The sequence below is a fragment of the Ruegeria sp. AF1 genome, from assembly GCF_056542125.1.
On record NZ_JBQFZG010000006.1, the window covers coordinates 13,129 to 30,909 of the forward strand.

Below are 17,781 nucleotides of genomic sequence, written 5' to 3' on the forward strand. Positions count from 1 at the left end.
CTCAGGTCCTTTCCGACAGGCTGTGCACATCGCCCCGCTGGGCGTCACCCAGATAAAGCGAGAAATTGCGGGTTCGGCTTTCCAGCGCAAAACGAGCCATCATGGTGGCGATGGGTGCTGACGCGTAAGGCAGGGTCGCCAGGTCTTTGGTTGCGACTGCGTGAAACGGGCCATGCCGGGGCAGGGCGGGCGCAGACGCAAGAATGTAAACATGGTGCGTGGTGGCATCGTCATAGACGGAATACGCGACGCCAAGGTGTGCATTGATACCCCTTGCCGTCAGGTTCTGCATAAGGCTGCTTCGCAGATCTTGCCGATCTGACAGCGTAACTTGCGGCGGGCGGAAACCGGCATCTGTTTTCTCCAGAAAGACGTGCTCGTCCTGCTCGATGATCGCGCCACAGACCACATTTCGCCCGGATGGTTCCAGCGCGCCACGCTCCAGCCCGAGGCTGAAATACTGCCCGTTCGCATAGCCAAGTCCGGTGGCATCGTTCTGAGAATACGTTTCGACCTGACCGATTAAAACGCAATGGTCGCCGGCTTCGACAACCTGATGAGTGCGGCAGGAAAACGTTGCGACTGCCCCCCTGATCAAAGGGACGTCATTCTTATCAAAGTAGTGATCGACTTTGGCAAATCGATCACCTTTGAACCCGGCAAACGTATTGGATACGTTTTCCTGCCCCTCGGCCAGAATGTTCACCGCGAAACGGGCGCAGGTTGAAAAAACGTCGAAAGAAGACAGGTTTTTTCCCGGACAGACCAAAAGCAGCGGCGGGTCGAGAGAAACCGAAGTGAAGGAATTGGCCGTAAAGCCAAGTGTATTGCCTACGTCATCACACGTCGTCACAACCGTCACACCGGTCATGAACCGACCGAATGCACGACGAAGGTCACGAGGATCAAGCGCGGTCATGGGCGCAGCTCACTCAGAAAGCTGGAAATCGCAGCGTTGACCTGATCTGCATGCGTCATCGGCATCATATGTGCAGCGCCTTCAATGATTTGCGCGCGCCCGTTCATCGCGGCGTCCGCCATGGCGCGTGACATCTCCGGGGTTGAATTGGGCTCAAGACTGCCGGTTAGAAAAAGCGCCGGGCAGCTTAGTTTCTCCAACGCATCGCGTCGGGGGCACTGGCTGTGGGCGAAGACGGAATAGGCCGTTTTATACGCAGCCGGGTCCATGGCCGTCAGCCATCTACGGCAGGCATCGCGCTCAGCCGAGGCGACATCTCCGAACCATCGATGCAATGTGCTGGTGGGATCAGCGATCGTCTTGCCATCCAGCTGCGCCGCACGGTCGCGCACGGCCTGTGCCGCATTCGCGGCTCTCTCAAAAACCGCGTTCAATGCGACGACCCCACAAACCCGGTGTGACGCTTTGGTGGCAAGATCAAGCGCGATCATGGCCCCCATCGAGTGGCCAACCAAAACGACCGCTCCACTCATGCAGTCCAGAACACCCCGAGCCGCTTCGGTGTACGCCGAAAGCCCGATGCTGAGGTCAGTTAATGGGCTGTTTCCGTGACCGGGCATGTCCGGAGCGGTCATGCAACCCTCGGACTCAAGCCCGTCCAATTGTGCGCCCCAAGCTTCAGCCCGCAAGCCAACACCATGCAACAGAAGGATATTCTGACCCGAACCAGTCTGGATAGCCGCCAGCCCGCCGATCTCAGACCGCGGCCGGGTTGTCCAGGTCATGGCCCAAATCCTTGAGATCCTGATAACGGTCACCGATACGGTGGTGCGGTCTGCCCGAGGTTGCTGCGCCTAATACGACCACAACTTCGTCATCGCGCGGTGCGTCAGAAATTGAGAACTGAATTGTCAGGTAGTGCGACCTCCGCCCGGCATTGTTTTTATCCATCAACGGCACCATGATCGGCGCATTTGCCGGACCACGTGTGTTGGTGAACGCCAGATAGGATTTCGCACCGACGGCCTCACGGTAGTGATTGCCAAAGCGCAACGTGTGAATAAGGCCCGAAGCGTGCTCGACCTCACCATTCAGCACGACCACGGCGGCTTTGCCATAGGCTTCGATTGCCTCACCACTCCCGGCCAGTTTGATCATACGTTTCGTCATCATCTCACCCAGAACAGGGCCATAGGCCTGTATCTCGGGTTTAAGGTCTTCCACAAACCGTCCTGCCCAGGGGTTGTGAACCACTGCGGCCACGGCAAACATGCGCCATGGGGTTTTGGCGGCTCGGAAGCCCTCGACAAGGACCTCCTCATCGTAGGTAACGATCTTACGTATTTCCGGTTGCATCAAAGCTCTCCTGTCGCGCTCGCAAACGTTAAAAACGGACAGGGTTTTTGACAAATGATTGAATTATGTGCTTTGCCATTAAAAAGATTAATGGACAGCTTGACCAAATGGGTAAATCTCTTCCACCACTGACCTGGTTCCGATCCTTCGAGGCGGCTGCACGAACGCTTAGCTTTACGGCGGCTGCCGAAGAGATTGGCTTGACGCAATCGGCGGTCAGTCAGCAGGTAAAATCGCTCGAGATGCGTTTGGGGACAGCTCTTTTTGTGAGGCACCCCAGAAGCTTGGCGCTGACGGATGCGGGGCGTAAACTATTGCCCGAGGTTGGCAGCGCGCTTGAAGCGCTTGCCGCGGCTGCCGGGCGCGTGGACGCCAGCGCGTCCGGAGACATCTTGACTGTCGCCACGTCTGTTAGCATCGCCCAGTGGGTTATTGCCCCATATCTGTCAGATTTTACCAGACGCCATCCTGAAGTTCGCGTCCGGCTTCTCAGTGCGATCTGGCCCGACGATTTCCACGCATCCCACGCTGATGTTCAGGTTCGGTTCGGATCAAAGAAACAGGTGGGACAGGGCGCTGTCCGCCTGATGCCTGACCGGCTGGTTGCCGTGAAATCCCCGACGGTCGCGGGCGGCGTGTTTGACCTGCCTCTGATCGAGGCCGTCGGGACATCAAGTGGGTGGGGTACATGGTTTGAAAAACAGGACTTGCGCCGCCAACCTGGTGTTTTTGTCGATACATTTGGGATGGCACTGCAACTGGCCGTTCACAGCAGCGGTGTCGCGTTGGTCAGCGAATTACTGACGACTCATGCGATTGCCGCCGGTCTGGTCATACGCGCGCATGAATGTTCGGTTGACAGCAACGAAGGCTATTACCTCTCGTCAAACGCCGCCAATCCGGCTGCCCGGTTGTTTCACGACTGGGTGTTGGCCTTGGTAACAGAACAGACCCCGAAGGTCGTCGACGTCTCTGGCTGACGGCAGAGGTTGATTGACAGTGTTCCATCGATAGGGTCACGTCACCAGATGAACAATTGGGGGAGGGCGTATGCAAATCATCAACAATCCACATCGGGGGGGCCAAAAGCTTGCACCGTCTGCGCCGTATCCTTCTACAAACGCTGCCCGTGTTGCAGACTTGCTTTCTCAGTGCCCTGTCGCGAAAGAAACGCCATTGGTTGATGCCGGGAAACTGGCCCCTGTAGCCAGGCTTTGGGTAAAGGATGAGCGGGCGCGGATGAACCTTGGTTCGTTCAAAGCTTTAGGGGCAGCCTATGTAATTGCGCGTCATGCGGCCGAGAAGACAGGTGAGCCGAGTGAACAAACTCTGGCAGGCGCGACCTATGTGACTGCCAGCGCCGGGAACCACGGCATGAGTGTTGCGGCTGGTGCCAGAATCTTCGGTGCGAAGGCTGTTGTTTACATTGCTGAAACTGTGCCCGAAACCTTCGCGGAACGTCTGAAAGGCCAAAAAGCCGAAGTTGTTCGAAGTGGCGCTGACTATGCCGCCAGCATGGAGGCCGCGAAAACGGCTGCCGAAGACAACGGATGGATATTGCTGTCGGACAGTTCGTGGGATGGATATTATGACCTGCCATGGACGCTCATGGAAGGATATCTGCAAATGGCGGCAGAGGCTGTCAGGCAGTGCCCTGAGATTCCGACGCATATTCTGTTGCAAGCAGGCGTGGGCGGGCTGGCCGGTGCTGTCGCAGCTTACGCACGACACATCTGGGGCGACACACCGAATATCGTTGTGGTTGAACCCGAAGCGGCGCCCGCGTTGCAGGCCAGCATAGTTGCCGGAAAATGTGTTTTCGCGGATGGCCCGGACAGCATCATGGGGCGTCTGGACTGCAAGGAACCGTCGTTGATCGCGTTAAACGGATTGGCCCGCGACACAGACCTGTTCCTGACCCTTTCAGATGACGATGTGGGGGCAAAGCTTGACGCGATGGCAAAGGTCGGGCTGACCACCACGGCGTCAGGCGGGGCAGGCCTTGCGGCGGTGATGAACGATACAGCACGGAAAGCCTTGGGGATCGACGAAAACTCACGCGTGTTGTGCTTTCTGTCGGAGATCGCGGAATGAGGGGGTTCGATCAGACAGAGTTCGAGGCGCGCACCAAACGCGCGCAGGAGCTGATGCGAGCCGCGGATTTGTCGGCGCTGCTGCTGACCACAGAAACTGATGTGCGTTACTTTACCGGCTATCTGACCCGATTTTGGGAAAGCCCAACCCGGCCATGGTTTCTGGTCGTACCGGCCACGGGCAAACCGGTGGCCGTGATCCCTTCGATCGGGGCCGCGCTCATGGGGCAGACCTGGATCGATGACATCCGAACCTGGAGCGCGCCCGATTTGCAGGACGACGGTATCTCGCTTCTGGCCGATGTCCTGGCCGAACTGACGCCCGTTTCAGGCAATGTCGGAATGCCGGACGGCCATGAGACTCATGTGCGTATGCCCATGGCGGACATTGAACGCTTGCGCGGCGCTCTCGGCACGCGACGCATCACCGGAGATCAGGGTATCCTGCGCCGGCTGCGCATGATCAAATCCCAGGCTGAAATTGCCAAGATCCAAACAGCCTGTGGTATTGCGGGACGCGCCTTCACCCGCGTGCCCGAGATTGCCCGCGCAGGGGTGCCTCTGGACACGGTTTTTCGCCGCTTCCAGATGCTCTGCCTTGAGGAAGGGGCCGATTGGGTGCCGTATCTAGCAGGCGGGGCAGAGCAGGGCGGCTACAGTGATGTAATATCACCTGCAACTTCGGCGCCGTTGGAACCTGGCGACGTACTTATGCTGGATACAGGTCTGGTTTGGGATGGCTATTTCTGTGATTTTGATCGCAATTGGTCTGTAGGCCCAGCCCGGCCTGAGGTGAGATCAGCGCACGCCCGACTGGTGGAAGCCTCAGATGCCGCGTTCGAAATCGCCCGACCCGGTGCAACAGCCTCAGATTTGTTCCATGCTATGAACAAGGTGCTTACCAAAGATGCTGAAGGCACAGATGCAGGGCGGCTGGGTCATGGGTTGGGGATGTCACTGACAGAATGGCCATCCATTATTCCGGCAGACCAGACCGTGCTGGAACCCGGCATGGTTTTGACACTGGAGCCGGGCATCGCCGTTGGTACAAAAATACTTGTCCATGAAGAAAACATTGTCATCACCGAAGGCGCTCCATGTTTTCTTAGCCCGCGTATCGGGCCAGAGGTGATCGAGATATGACCCGAATACATTACGCCCTTGATGAGGACGATCCCAAGGCCACCCCACTTGGTCTGATCGTGTTGCAGACCGATGAAACGTTGGAGCCTGAGTTCAGCTCGTATTTTTCGGACCGCAAGTATCCAATCTACGTGACGCGTATTCCCAGCGGGATTGAGGTGACGACGGAAAGCCTTGCGGAAATGGAGAAGGCGCTGCCAGCCGCCGCCGGATTGCTGCCCAGCGCGCGACCTTATCGCGTTGTCGGGTACGGGTGCACGTCTGCAAGCTCGGTTATCGGGTCCGACCGTGTAGCGGAACTTGTTAAACAGACATGCCAGACCGCCGAAGTTACAAACCCTTTGCGTGCGGCTACGGCCTGTGCGCGACACCTGGGAGTTTCGAAATTCGCGCTGCTGTCGCCCTATATTGAAGAGGTAAACCTTCCCCTGCGCCGGGCCTTTGCACAAGGCGGAGTGGAGATGGATGTTTTTGGGACATTCGGGGAATCAGAAGAGGCCAAAGTTGTTCGGATTTCGGTGCAATCCGTCATCGACGCTGCCACGAAACTGGGCTCGGACCCGTCGGTTGATGCGGTTTTTCTGAGTTGTACAAACCTTCGCACGCAACAGGCTATTCCCGAGATACGCGCTCGTATCGGCAAGCCGGTTCTGTCCAGTAATCAAAGTCTTGCGTGGCATATGCGGGTTCTGAACGAAGCCGGGTGAGCTGTTAAATCCCGATATTGTGTAACAAAACCGGGATTCACTGTTGCAATGTGAACATCGCTTGGTCTTAACTAACGGCTACAGATCAATGAAATCCGCAGAAGACGGATAATCATTTGACGTAACAGGGGGTCTTGTGGCCGATACAATGAACGACGCCGCGTTTGTCGAATTCCAACGCGTACAGAAGTCTTATGACGGCGAGAACCTCGTCGTAAAAGACCTAAACCTTGCAATGCCCAAAGGTGAGTTTCTGACAATGCTTGGGCCGTCAGGCTCGGGCAAGACGACTTGCCTAATGATGCTCGCCGGATTTGAAACCGCCACGCACGGTGAAATCCTCCTGGGCGGCAAGCCCATCAACAATATCCCGCCGCACAAGCGCGGTATTGGCATGGTTTTCCAGAACTACGCTTTGTTCCCGCATATGACGGTGGCCGAGAACCTGTCGTTTCCACTTGAAGTCCGTAAGCTGGGCAAGTCGGAGCGGGATGAAAAGGTCAAGCGCGCGCTGGATATGGTTCAGATGGGCGCCTTTGGTGGCCGACGTCCTGCTCAGCTGTCGGGCGGGCAACAACAGCGGATTGCTCTGGCCCGTGCCCTGGTATTCGAGCCCGAACTGGTCTTGATGGACGAGCCTTTGGGGGCATTGGACAAGCAGCTTCGTGAACATATGCAGTTCGAAATCACACGTCTGGCCCATGAGCTTGGGATCACAACTGTCTACGTGACCCACGACCAGACCGAAGCGCTGACCATGTCAGATCGGGTGGCCGTCTTCGACGATGGCCGCATTCAACAGCTTGCGCCACCTGATCAGCTTTACGAAGAGCCGGAAAACAGTTTCGTCGCGCAATTCATCGGTGAAAACAACACTTTGGAAGGTGTTATTAAATCGATTGATGGCGACACTTGCGTCGTACGCCTGGATGATGGCTCGGAAATCGACGCGGTTCCGATCAACGTCCACAACGCAGGCGACCGGACCAAAGTTTCGATCCGCCCTGAACGTGTGGAATTCAACAAAGACCGCCTGCACGCCGACGCGCATACTTTGAAAGCAAGGGTCGAAGAATTCATTTACATGGGCGACGTATTTCGGTTCCGCATGTCCGTTGCCGGAAACAACGAATTCATCGCCAAAACTCGAAATGCGCCTGATGCCGTACGCCTGACCCCGGGTCAGGAGATCGAGATCGGCTGGCTGGCACAGGATTGTCGTGCGCTCGACGCATAGACCAAACCGCGCGGGACAAGCGCGGTTAAGCTGAGGGACCGGCCGGTGAAAACCCGTGCATCGGCTGACCACCACATAAAACGGGATGAACTGGGAGTAACACATGAAACCAACCAAGATCATGCTCACTGCGGCTGCAATTGCGACGGCTGCGGGCACTGTTTCAGCCGAGGAGATGACTATCGTTTCCTGGGGCGGTGCCTATTCAAAGTCGCAGTTGAAGGCGTATCACGAGCCCTATTCGGAAAAGACCGGCATCACGATTCTGAACGATGACAGCTCGAACGAGGCCGTCGCCAAACTGCGCGCGATGAATGAAGCGGGCAACATCACATGGGATGTAGTGGATGTTGTGGCCGCTGACGCAATCCGGCTTTGCGACGAAGGTCTGGCGCTTGAAATCGATTTTGACAGCCAATTGGCTCCGGCTCCGGATGGCACGCCGGCTTCTGAAGATTTCGGGGAACTGTTAGTCAGCGATTGCTTTATTCCGCAGATCGTCTATTCGACCACATTCGGCTACCGCACCGATCTGGTAGGTGACACCCCACCAACCGACATCTGTGCAGTGTTCGACCTGGAGGCATATCCGGGCAAGCGTTCGCTGGAAAAGCGCCCCATTAATAATATGGAATGGGCGCTGCTGTGTGACGGCGTCGCGAAGGATGATGTCTATGACGTTCTGGCGACTTCGGAAGGTCAGGATCAGGCTTTGGCCAAGCTGGACACCATCAAAGACAGCGTTGTCTGGTGGTCCGCCGGTGCGGACACGCCTCAGTTGCTGGCTGACGGCGAAGTTGTCATGGGTTCGACCTATAACGGTCGTCTGTTCAGTGTGATCGAAGAGCAGAAACAGCCGGTTGCAATGCTGTGGGACGCGCAGGTGTTCGATCTGGACGGTTGGATCATCCCTGCCGGACTGAGCGATGAGCGCAAGCAGCGCGCTTTGGACTATATCATGTTCGCAACCGACACTCAGCGTCTGGCGGATCAGGCCAAGTACATCTCGTACGGTCCGGCCCGCGCTTCGTCAGCTCCACTTGTGGGTCAGCACGCCGATCTGGGTATCGATATGGCACCGCATATGCCGACCGATCCGGAAAACGCCAAGAACACGTTCCTGTATAACTACGAATTCTGGGCGGATTACCGCGACGATATCGACGCCAAGTTCCAGGCATGGCTGGCGCAGTAAGCGATTGATTTCATGACACAGTCGGGGGCGGTGCGCCGCCCCTGAACCAAGACATACCCGAGGGGCTCGAATGACTGACGCAAGCCAAAACGCCGGACCCATGCTGGCAGCGGACGGAACGCCGCTCAAATTATCGCTGGCACGCTCGCTGCGGCGGCAAAAGCTGCGCGCCCTTCTTCTGATCGCCCCTTTGCTTTTGTTCGTGCTGTTTTCCTTTATTGTGCCGATCGCGGCGATGCTTTTCCGATCGGTCGAGAACAGCATCGTTTCGGAAACACTGCCTCTAACTGTCGAGGCGCTTCAAAATTGGGACGAGCAGTCTGGCGAATTGCCGGGCGAAGATGTGTATAACGCATTTGTCCGGGATATGATTGTTGCGATTGACAACAAAGAGCACACACGGCTTGGTTCGCGTTTGAACTACGAAGAAACCGGTATGTCTTCGATGTTCCGCAAGTCAGGTCGTCAGATCAAGAAACTGGATCCTGAAACGGATGGTCCGTTCAAGGAGCAACTAATTGATATTCACGACGGATGGGGCGATCCACAAACGTGGCGCGTGATCAAAACCCATTCGCCGAAGATCACCAACGGGTATTTTCTGAATGCAGTGGATATGCGCAGAACCCCTGACGGCGCGCAATCTCAGCCTGAAGACAAGCAGATCCTGATCAAGTTGTTTGGCCGGACCCTGTTCATGTCACTGGTTATTACCGGCGCCTGTATTCTTCTGGCATATCCGGTCAGCTACCTGCTGGCCACCCTGCCGATGCGGGTGTCGAACCTGTTGATGATCCTTGTGCTCTTGCCGTTCTGGACGTCGCTGCTGGTCCGAACATCAGCCTGGAAAGTCATGCTGCAACAGCAAGGCGTAATCAACGAAACGCTGGTCTGGCTGGGGTTAGTAGCCGACGATGCACGGCTGGTGATCATCAACAACCAGATCGGTACGATCACAGCGATGACGCATATCCTGCTGCCATTCATGATCCTACCCATGTATTCAGTGATGCAGACCATTCCGGAAACTTATACACGCGCTGCGAAATCCATGGGGGCGACGAACTGGACGACCTTCTGGCGCATTTATTTCCCGCAATCCATTCCGGGCATCGGCGCTGGTTCCATCCTCGTGTTCATTCTGGCGATTGGCTACTACATCACGCCTGAAATTGTGGGTGGTACCAAAGGTGTCTTTATCTCAAACCGGATCGCCTATCACATCTCGTCTTCACTGAACTGGGGACTGGCGGCGGCGCTGGGAACGATACTGCTGGCGGTCGTTCTGCTGCTCTACTGGGTCTACGACAAGATCGTGGGCATTGATAACGTGAAGTTGGGATAATCAAGATGGCCGCACTTACCCCGATATCCCGCAAACCTCTGTCCATGGTTCTGCCCAGCGTCGCACTGGCCGGGGCATTCGCTGGTATCTTTGTCGGCGCCGGAAACGGCTCGGTCCTGCTGGGGATCGTGGGCGGCGCCATCGTGATTGCCGGTCTGGCATGGATTTACATCAACATTCTAAAGAATGAGCAGTTGGCCCGCTGGATCAATATCCTCGGCTTTGGCATCGCAGGCTTCCTGTTGTCAGGTCTTATGGGAGGCGTTCTTGGCCTGCTGGGCGGCTGGTTCTTTATTTGGTTTACCTACTGGCTGTACGAAGGGCGATACCGGCGCAAGCTGCTGCCATACCTGACCGCGCAGCAAGTTTTTTACCACTACCTGTTTCGGGTGATCTGCGGTGCGATCTTCGTCTTCCTGATTACACCGATCCTTGTGGTCTTGCCGCTGTCGTTCAACGCACAAGACTTTTTCACCTTCACGCCCGAGATGTTGCGGCTTGACCCTGAAGGGTATTCGCTGAAGCACTACCGTGATTTCTTCACCAACAATGAATGGCAACGCAGCTTCAAAAACTCGCTGATCATTGCCCCGATTGCCACAGTCATCTCGGTCTCGCTTGGTACTCTGGCGGCCATTGGCCTCAGCCAGAGCCACGTCCCCGGTCGCCGTGCTATCATGGGAATCCTCATTTCGCCGATGATCGTTCCGCTGATCATCTCGGCAACAGGCATGTTCTTCTTCTACAGCGATATCGGTCGGTTCCTTGAAGGGACGTTGGGCATGAACAAGAACTTTGTGGGCTATCTGAAAGTCATCCTGGCGCACGCCGTTCTGGGTATCCCATTCGTGATCATCACTGTGACCGCCACGCTTGTGAGCTTTGATCGCTCACTAACGCGTGCTGCTGCGAATATGGGGGCAGGGCCGGTACGTACCTTCTTCAAGATCCAGATGCCACTGATTCTGCCGGGTGTGATCTCGGGTGGTCTGTTCGCCTTCATCACCTCGTTCGACGAAGTTGTGGTGGTTCTGTTTGTGGGCTCAGCCAGTCAGAAGACTTTGCCGTGGCAGATGTTCACCGGCCTGCGGGAACAGATCAGCCCGACCATTCTGGCGGTTGCGACAATCCTTGTGGTTCTGTCGATTGCGCTGCTGACCACGGTTGAATTGCTGCGGCGTCGTTCGGAACGCCTGCGGGGGCTTTCCCCCGCTTGACGGATCGTATCGTCTGATCTAACGATTTCCCTGTTCACCCTCGCTGCGATGGCGTCGCGGCACGTAAGGGGGTGATCGGCTCTCGGACCCCGAGACCGCCTGTCCTGAACGCCGGGACATGTGGCCGGGATTTGTCGCCCGGCAAAGTTGAGAGACCAAGTGATGACCGACACAACAAAACGCCCCGAATTCTTTACCTGCCACAATGGTGACAAAGCGCCTTTGCCGTTCAGCAAGGGTGAATATGATCGCCGTCTCAGCAAGCTTCGCAGCATCATGGCCGCACGTGATATCCCTGCGGTTCTGCTGACATCAATGCAAAATATCGCCTACTACTCGGGCTTTCTGTATTGTTCCTTTGGCCGTCCGTATGGCTGCGTGGTCACTCAAGAGGCCTGCACCACCGTTTCGGCCAACATCGACGCCGGGCAACCGTGGCGTCGGTCGGTCGAAGACAACGTGATTTATACTGACTGGAAGCGCGACAATTATTGGCGTGCGGTTGCAAGCCTGATCGGCAACGCCAAGCGCATCGGCATTGAAGGCGACCACATGACGCTGGCCGCCCGCGACACTGCCCTGCGGATGCTGGGTACCCCCGAGCTGGTTGATATCGCGCCGGATACAATGACCGCCCGCATGGTCAAATCCGCCGAAGAGATTGAATTGATCAAGGGTGGGGCACGCACCGCGGATGTTGGCGGGGCGGCAATCCATGCGGCCATCCGTGAAGGCGCAACTGAGATCGAGATTGCCATGGCGGGCCGTGACGCAATGGAAGAGGAAATCGCGCGCGCCTATCCAGATGCCGAATATCGCGACACCTGGGTTTGGTTCCAGTCCGGGCTGAACACCGATGGCGCGCATAACCCGGTGACAAAACGCGCCCTGCAAAAAGGCGATATCCTGTCGCTGAACACTTTCCCGATGATCTCAGGCTATTACACTGCGCTGGAACGTACCCTGTTTCTGGGCGAGCCGGACGCCGACAGCCTGCGCCTGTGGAAGGCCAATGTGGCGGCCCATGAACTGGGTCTGAGCCTGATCAAACCCGGTGCGACCTGTTCAGGCATCACTGCCGAGATCAACCGTTTCTTTGCCGATGAGGGGCTGCTGCAATACCGCTCGTTCGGGTATGGCCATTCTTTCGGCATCCTCAGCCATTATTACGGGCGCGAGGCCGGTCTGGAATTGCGAGAGGATATCGACACCGTGTTGGAACCTGGCATGGTCGTTTCAATCGAGCCCATGCTGTGGATCCCCGAAGGGCAACCCGGTGCAGGGGGCTACCGCGAGCATGATATTCTGGTGGTTGGCGAAGATGGGGCCGAAAACATTACCGGCTTCCCATATGGGCCTGGCCACAACATTATCGATGCCTGATACAAAGAAGGGGGAGCAAACGCTCCCCCTTCATCTCTCGCGACCGGCGCGTTCGCGAAAGATAAAACCCAGGAAATTCAACAATAGCTGCGCGGCCAGAATCTGCGTGCTTTCGCTGGGGTCATAGGCTGGTGCCACTTCGACAAGGTCGATGCCGACGACATTGCCGCGCTTGGCGAGGCCCTGAAGGATTTCCAGAACGTCATAATACAAAAACCCCCCATGGCTTGGCGTCCCGGTCCCTGCTGCGATGGAAGGGCAAAAGGCGTCAATATCTATTGTCACATAGTACCGAGCACCTTCGGGAATTCGCTCAAGAACAGCCTCTGTTCCCAGCTTTCTCACCTGACGCACGGACAAGATGTCTGACCCACGTGCGCGCGCGTCCTCGTATCCTTCCTTGGCGGTTGACGAGACGTTTCGAATACCCAACTGGGTCATCCCCGAGACATAGTCTTTTTCGATCGCCCGTCGCATGGGGTTGCCGTGGCCATTGGTGACACCGTGACGCTCGTCCACGAAATCCAGATGCGCATCGATTTGAACCACGTGGATCGGGCCATTTTGCGCACAATCATCTTCAAACGCGGAAATGCAGGGAATGTTGATAGAGTGATCGCCGCCGATCACAAGCGGCAGCGCCCCTGCGGTCAGGATTTTGCGAACACCATAGGCGATGTTTTCGTGGCTGGCCTCGGTCTTTGTGTGGACGATATCCGCATCCCCCAAATCCACAATACGTACTGAACTGTCCAGATAGGTTGCGTCGTCTTCGTGGTCATAGGCACCGGCATGTCCAAAACTGAACAGGGTCGAAGCTTCACGCACGGCCCGAGGGCCGAACCTTGCCCCGGCGCGCCATTGCGTGCCGAAATCAAATGGCGCACCAAGGATGCAAACATCCGCATCAATATTGTCCCAATCCTCGACATACGGAGATTTTCCAAAGGTTGATATTCCGACGAATGGTAGGTTCAGTCGACCTGACGCATATCCATGATCCTGCATATTCAGTCCTTTCAATGGCCCTGTCGCCTTGCGTGCAATTGAACATGAGAAGGCGGTGCAATGAAATTAGTTTTCTTCGTCCAATACATGTCTGACGATCAGACAGGTCTGACCCGGTGCGTTCTTTCCGATTAGCTGTTGGTCGATTCGCCACAAACGAAATTTCGGTGGGACACGCTGGTATGCCGCGAAATCATTCACGGCAGCGCATGATTTTGCGGGCGATACACAGGACCGGCGAAACGCTGTTGTCATGGGCGCAGGTTCTCAATCCACCGATGGCTTTTCCATCACGCCTGCCAAGCCAGCTGCGAGCCGGGCGCAATCGTTGGCTGTGCGCTGTTCAGGGCGTCGCGCGCAAAACCTGCGGCAGCTTTGTATTTGGCCATGAAACTGGCCCTTTCAGCCAAGGAAATGACTGTTTCAATATCGTCGAACACACCGCCACAGCGGTCATTGACCAAATTCAACAGGCCAAAAGGTCCAGCACCCCGATTGCGAAGGACAAGGTCTGACACCGGACCGCACAGCGTGTCATCATAGGCCGCCAGCGCGGTTGAGCCCAAGCCATGCTTGAGCAAGCTGGCCCCCAATATGCGGGCGTCCATAATTGCTTGGCTGGCCCCATTCGAACCGGTAGGGTACATCGGGTGCGCGGCGTCTCCGATCAGGGCAACCGGCCCGTCAACCCACGTTTCAACCGGATCGCGGTCGATCATCGGGTTTTCATATGTCACATCCGCACCGCGGATTAGGGCAGGAACATCCAGCCAGTCATAGGTCCATCCGTCAAAGTGGTGCGCGAAATCCTTGGCCTCGACCTGCCGGAACCACCCGGTTGCCGCATGCGCGTCCGGGTCATCGTAGGTGACTTCGGCAATCCAGTTTATCAGCGCCATGCCGGTTCCGAGATCGGGGTGTGAGATCGGGTAGATCACCATTCGTTTCTTATGCGTACCCAGTCCGACAAAGGAAGAACCCGTGCGCACGGGCTTTGCCAAAGTTGTGCCGCGCCACATGACGGTGCCTCCCCAATGGATCGGAGGTTGGCTTGGATGCATCTGGTTTCGGATGGCTGAATGGATTCCGTCGGCGCCGATTAGAATGGCACCGGTTTCGCGGACGTCCCCCTGGTCAGTTTGCAACCGCACTGTAACCGTCTCATCCGCATTGGTCTGGTATCCCGTGGCCCGAGCACCAAGGCGTACGGCATCCGGGCCTGCGCGTTCGACAAACCGCTGGTAAAGCGCCATGTGAAACGCGCCGCGATGCACCGCGTATTGCGGCCAATTGTAACCAGCGAAAGTTCCGCGCGGTTCCGCGTAAATCTCGTGCCCATTCAAACCAACAAGCGCCCATTCCTGCGCAGGGACGCCGAACTTATTCAGATCCTGAGCCGTGAAACCCAGATCGTACAACTCGCGCACAGCGTTGGGTTGCAGGTTTATTCCGACACCCAGCGGGCGCGGGTGCCGAACGCTTTCAAAGACAGTGCAGTCGATGCCAATCTGATGCAGTGTCAGTGCCAGCGACAACCCAGCAATACCACCACCCGCGATCAGCACTTTTGGATCTGTCATGTTGCGTTCCTTTCAGTCCGATTGGTGGCGGGTATCGGTTGTCGATAATCTGCGCGCTTGGATCCAGCCTCAACCGCAAATGCGTTTGATCCGTTCCGGGGATGGATGAAGGCTTGCGGCGTTGCGCAGCCGCACCCGCAGACAAGTCAGAGCGGTATCAATCGTCGTTTGCATGAACCCATGCGCCATCGCCGCGCTGTCACCCTGTTTCAGCTTTCTTCGAGCGGATTGCCAATTGTCCAGTGCGTCCGAGATCGCATCGCATGTCCAATGCTCGGCTTCATGCGTAACAAATTCGGCAAAGGCGTCGCCCGCAGGCTCTGCGGCAAGACGTGTTGCCAGCATACGCGCATGTATGCCGTTGGCCCCTTCATAGATCGAGGTAATTCGGGCATCGCGATAGGTCTGCTCCAGCCGGTATTCGCGCAAATAGCCATAGCCGCCCAGTACCTGCATACCCAATTCGGCGGCCTTGATACCGGCTTCGGTGCAATAGACCTTAGCAACCGGGGTCAGAAAATCGACTAGGTCAGGCGATGTACCCCGTTCCATGGTGACAAATGCAAGATGTGCAAGACTGCGGCTGCTGATTGCCAGCCAGTCGATTTGATCCAGCATACGGCGGATATCGGCATGTTGATCCAGTGTTGCCGGTCGACCGTCGGCATTGCGTCCCTGCACCCTTTCACTGGCATAAGTACTGGCAATGTCATAGGCCCGCGCGGTGTGCGCGACGCCCTGTAGGGCGACATCAAGCCGGGCGTGGTTCATCATGGTGAACATGGCCATCAGACCTTCACCTTCGGCCCCGATCAGTTCAGCTTTGGCCCCATCAAATGCCAGCTGGCACGTGGGTGAGGCATGCAGGCCCATCTTTTCCTCGATGCGCGTTACGGTAACGTGGTTACGGCTGCCGTCAGTGCAGGTGCTGGGGCATAGAAACAGCGATAAACCTCTGACGCCTTCATCGGACGTGCGCGCAAGCACAAGATGCAGGATATGATCGCTCATGTCCTGGTCACCGCCAGAGATAAAGATTTTTTCTCCCGTGATCTTCCAGCCATCTTCAGCAGGTTCCGCCCGGCAGCGCACGCGAGAAAGGTCAGACCCGGCCCCGGGTTCGGTCAGGCACATGGTGGCCAGAGTTTCACCCGAGGCCAGAGAGGGAATGTACCGGGACTGCTGATCTTTCGTGCCAAAGCGCAACAAGGTACGCACCGCGCCCGGAACCAACCCAGTAACCATCTGAAGGCTGTGGTTTGCGCCCGAAAACACCTCGGACGTTATGGCCAGTATCAGGGCACCAAGCCCTTGACCGCCATATTCTCCAGGCACGGTGAGCGAGGGCCAGCCCTGTTCCGAATACGTTGCATAAACTTGGGCAAAGCCGGCAGGCATGGATACGCGACCGTTTTCCAGCGAGCATCCCTGCCTGTCTCCCGGCTCGTCCAGCGGGGCAATTTCACCTTGTGCGAAGGCGGCAAAATGTTCGCCGATCTCACCAGCAAGGTCAGCGTTCCAATCTGGAAGATCGGTGGCCCGGACTACGTGGTTCAACGTGAATAAGATGTCCGCAAGTGGGGCTTCGAATGGCTTCATGATCATGTCACCCGATAGCTGGTGACTTCGACGACCACGACGCGGCCCGGTTCTGGCGGTTCGGCACCGTCGAAGTTCAAAGTGACTGGGTAGGGCAGTGATGGGGCAGGGGGCAGCATCACGGGGTCAGTCCCAGCAGGCGCGCGGCATTGCCTTTGATGATGTCCGGGCGCAGTTCGTCCTTGATATTGATCTTCTCGAAATCCGACAGCCAGCGTTCTGGAGTGATCATGGGCCAGTCGGACCCAAACAGGACCTTTTTCTTGAGGATCGAGTTGCAGTATTTCACCAGAATCTCGGGGAAGTACTTTGGTGACCAACCGGACAGGTCGATATAGACGTTGGGCTTGTGCTGCGCCACGGACAGCGCCTCTTCCTGCCAGGGAAATGACGGATGCGCGAGGATGATCTTCATATCCGGAAAATCGACGGCGACGTCATCCATGAACATCGGGTTCGAGTATTTAAGCCGCATTCCGTTACCACCCCGCATGCCCGAACCGACACCGGTCTGACCAGTGTGAAACAGGGCGATGCAGCCTTCCTCGGCGATTGCTTCGTAAAGGTCATAAGCCATGCGGTCATTGGGGTAGAACCCCTGCATCGTCGGATGAAACTTGAACCCTTTGATACCAAATTCGCGGATCAGGCGGCGCGCCTCGCGTGCGCCCATCTTGCCCTTGTGCGGATCAATTGACGCAAACGGGATCAGCACGTCGTCATTTTCCGCCGCCAATGCGGCAACTTCTTCGTTCTTGTAGCGCCGATAGCCGGTTTCCCGCTCGGCATCGACCGGGAAGATCACCGCGGCTATGTTTTGCTCGCGATAGTGCTGTGCAGTTTCGGGAACCGTAGGCGGATGGCTCCACGGCGCGCCAAAGTAGTTGGCCATGGTTGCCTGCAGGTCGTCATAGCCGTCATCCGAGTGGCACCCGCAGGGTTCTTCAGCGTGGGTGTGAATGTCGATTGCGCGAACCTTGGAGATATCGACCATCTGTT

General features: G+C 56.8%; 16 protein-coding genes. 9 read left to right on the top strand and 7 right to left on the bottom strand.

Features of this window, described 5'->3' with window-relative positions:
- Window position 1 precedes the first annotated feature (1 nt).
- From ACR0BK_RS10455 to ACR0BK_RS10465, 3 genes are read right to left on the bottom strand one after another with little or no spacing between them, the layout of a single operon-like run.
- Window positions 2-919, bottom strand: coding sequence for a flavin reductase family protein (locus tag ACR0BK_RS10455; protein WP_480554593.1), 918 nt, complete (start codon window positions 917-919; stop codon window positions 2-4).
- Window positions 916-1,704 carry an alpha/beta fold hydrolase gene (locus tag ACR0BK_RS10460; RefSeq protein ID WP_480516451.1) on the bottom strand — a complete coding sequence of 263 codons (789 nt, stop codon included), beginning with the start codon at window positions 1,702-1,704 and terminating at the stop codon, window positions 916-918. The genes ACR0BK_RS10455 and ACR0BK_RS10460 overlap by 4 nt, the downstream gene beginning before the upstream one ends.
- On the bottom strand, window positions 1,676-2,275 hold the full coding sequence (locus ACR0BK_RS10465) for an amino acid synthesis family protein (RefSeq protein WP_480554595.1): 600 nt from the start codon (window positions 2,273-2,275) through the stop codon (window positions 1,676-1,678). The genes ACR0BK_RS10460 and ACR0BK_RS10465 overlap by 29 nt, the downstream gene beginning before the upstream one ends.
- A 107-nt stretch (window positions 2,276-2,382) precedes the next feature.
- Here ACR0BK_RS10465 and ACR0BK_RS10470 point away from each other — a divergent pair, with 107 nt between their 5' ends.
- The 9 genes from ACR0BK_RS10470 (at window position 2,383) to ACR0BK_RS10510 (ending at window position 12,595) form a co-directional block, all read left to right on the top strand.
- Window positions 2,383-3,255, top strand: a complete 873-nt coding sequence (locus ACR0BK_RS10470) for a LysR family transcriptional regulator (RefSeq protein WP_480516455.1) — start codon at window positions 2,383-2,385, stop codon at window positions 3,253-3,255.
- Between the two features lie 70 nt (window positions 3,256-3,325).
- Window positions 3,326-4,369: a pyridoxal-phosphate dependent enzyme gene (locus ACR0BK_RS10475; RefSeq protein ID WP_480554596.1), complete on the top strand. Its 1,044-nt coding sequence runs from the start codon at window positions 3,326-3,328 to the stop codon at window positions 4,367-4,369.
- Window positions 4,366-5,511: a M24 family metallopeptidase gene (locus tag ACR0BK_RS10480; RefSeq protein WP_480476304.1), complete on the top strand. Its 1,146-nt coding sequence runs from the start codon at window positions 4,366-4,368 to the stop codon at window positions 5,509-5,511. Before ACR0BK_RS10475 ends, ACR0BK_RS10480 begins: the two co-directional genes overlap by 4 nt.
- The gene (locus tag ACR0BK_RS10485; protein ID WP_480476306.1) at window positions 5,508-6,218 is read left to right on the top strand and encodes a maleate cis-trans isomerase family protein; all 711 of its coding nucleotides are present in this window, start codon (window positions 5,508-5,510) and stop codon (window positions 6,216-6,218) included. The genes ACR0BK_RS10480 and ACR0BK_RS10485 overlap by 4 nt, the downstream gene beginning before the upstream one ends.
- Window positions 6,219-6,354: 136 nt before the next feature.
- Window positions 6,355-7,455, top strand: a complete 1,101-nt coding sequence (locus tag ACR0BK_RS10490) for an ABC transporter ATP-binding protein (RefSeq protein WP_480476308.1) — start codon at window positions 6,355-6,357, stop codon at window positions 7,453-7,455.
- A 103-nt stretch (window positions 7,456-7,558) separates the two neighbouring features.
- Complete coding sequence (locus ACR0BK_RS10495; RefSeq protein WP_480476310.1) at window positions 7,559-8,650, top strand: extracellular solute-binding protein; 1,092 nt, start codon at window positions 7,559-7,561, stop codon at window positions 8,648-8,650.
- A gap of 70 nt (window positions 8,651-8,720) precedes the next feature.
- The gene (locus ACR0BK_RS10500) at window positions 8,721-9,995 is read left to right on the top strand and encodes an ABC transporter permease (RefSeq protein WP_480476312.1); all 1,275 of its coding nucleotides are present in this window, start codon (window positions 8,721-8,723) and stop codon (window positions 9,993-9,995) included.
- 5 nt (window positions 9,996-10,000) lie between these two features.
- Window positions 10,001-11,212, top strand: coding sequence for an ABC transporter permease (locus tag ACR0BK_RS10505; RefSeq protein ID WP_480554597.1), 1,212 nt, complete (start codon window positions 10,001-10,003; stop codon window positions 11,210-11,212).
- 162 nt (window positions 11,213-11,374) lie between these two features.
- Window positions 11,375-12,595, top strand: a complete 1,221-nt coding sequence (locus ACR0BK_RS10510; RefSeq protein ID WP_480476316.1) for an aminopeptidase P family protein — start codon at window positions 11,375-11,377, stop codon at window positions 12,593-12,595.
- Window positions 12,596-12,625: 30 nt separating this feature from the next.
- Here the strand turns inward: ACR0BK_RS10510 and speB are convergent, their stop codons facing one another.
- From speB to ACR0BK_RS10530, 4 genes are all read right to left on the bottom strand, one after another.
- The gene (speB, locus tag ACR0BK_RS10515) at window positions 12,626-13,603 is read right to left on the bottom strand and encodes an agmatinase (RefSeq protein ID WP_480554598.1); all 978 of its coding nucleotides are present in this window, start codon (window positions 13,601-13,603) and stop codon (window positions 12,626-12,628) included.
- Window positions 13,604-13,893: 290 nt separating this feature from the next.
- On the bottom strand, window positions 13,894-15,183 hold the full coding sequence (locus ACR0BK_RS10520; RefSeq protein ID WP_480554600.1) for a flavin-dependent oxidoreductase: 1,290 nt from the start codon (window positions 15,181-15,183) through the stop codon (window positions 13,894-13,896).
- Between the two features lie 69 nt (window positions 15,184-15,252).
- A complete protein-coding gene (locus ACR0BK_RS10525) occupies window positions 15,253-16,782 on the bottom strand; it encodes an acyl-CoA dehydrogenase family protein (protein WP_480554602.1) in 1,530 nt (509 codons plus the stop codon).
- Window positions 16,783-16,900: 118 nt separating this feature from the next.
- The gene (locus ACR0BK_RS10530; protein WP_480554603.1) at window positions 16,901-17,776 is read right to left on the bottom strand and encodes an amidohydrolase family protein; all 876 of its coding nucleotides are present in this window, start codon (window positions 17,774-17,776) and stop codon (window positions 16,901-16,903) included.
- Between the last annotated feature and the right edge of the window lie 5 nt (window positions 17,777-17,781).

Coding starts and splice junctions, on each gene's coding strand:
- ACR0BK_RS10470 (WP_480516455.1), top strand. CDS start 2,383: ATGGGTAAATCTCTTCCACCACTGACCTGGTTCCGATCCTTCGAGGCG.
- ACR0BK_RS10465 (WP_480554595.1), bottom strand. CDS start 2,275: ATGCAACCGGAAATACGTAAGATCGTTACCTACGATGAGGAGGTCCTT.
- ACR0BK_RS10500 (WP_480476312.1), top strand. CDS start 8,721: ATGACTGACGCAAGCCAAAACGCCGGACCCATGCTGGCAGCGGACGGA.
- ACR0BK_RS10455 (WP_480554593.1), bottom strand. CDS start 919: ATGACCGCGCTTGATCCTCGTGACCTTCGTCGTGCATTCGGTCGGTTC.
- ACR0BK_RS10505 (WP_480554597.1), top strand. CDS start 10,001: ATGGCCGCACTTACCCCGATATCCCGCAAACCTCTGTCCATGGTTCTG.
- ACR0BK_RS10475 (WP_480554596.1), top strand. CDS start 3,326: ATGCAAATCATCAACAATCCACATCGGGGGGGCCAAAAGCTTGCACCG.
- ACR0BK_RS10485 (WP_480476306.1), top strand. CDS start 5,508: ATGACCCGAATACATTACGCCCTTGATGAGGACGATCCCAAGGCCACC.
- ACR0BK_RS10510 (WP_480476316.1), top strand. CDS start 11,375: ATGACCGACACAACAAAACGCCCCGAATTCTTTACCTGCCACAATGGT.
- ACR0BK_RS10480 (WP_480476304.1), top strand. CDS start 4,366: ATGAGGGGGTTCGATCAGACAGAGTTCGAGGCGCGCACCAAACGCGCG.
- ACR0BK_RS10520 (WP_480554600.1), bottom strand. CDS start 15,183: ATGACAGATCCAAAAGTGCTGATCGCGGGTGGTGGTATTGCTGGGTTG.
- ACR0BK_RS10530 (WP_480554603.1), bottom strand. CDS start 17,776: ATGGTCGATATCTCCAAGGTTCGCGCAATCGACATTCACACCCACGCT.
- speB (WP_480554598.1), bottom strand. CDS start 13,603: ATGCAGGATCATGGATATGCGTCAGGTCGACTGAACCTACCATTCGTC.
- ACR0BK_RS10525 (WP_480554602.1), bottom strand. CDS start 16,782: ATGAAGCCATTCGAAGCCCCACTTGCGGACATCTTATTCACGTTGAAC.
- ACR0BK_RS10495 (WP_480476310.1), top strand. CDS start 7,559: ATGAAACCAACCAAGATCATGCTCACTGCGGCTGCAATTGCGACGGCT.
- ACR0BK_RS10460 (WP_480516451.1), bottom strand. CDS start 1,704: ATGACCTGGACAACCCGGCCGCGGTCTGAGATCGGCGGGCTGGCGGCT.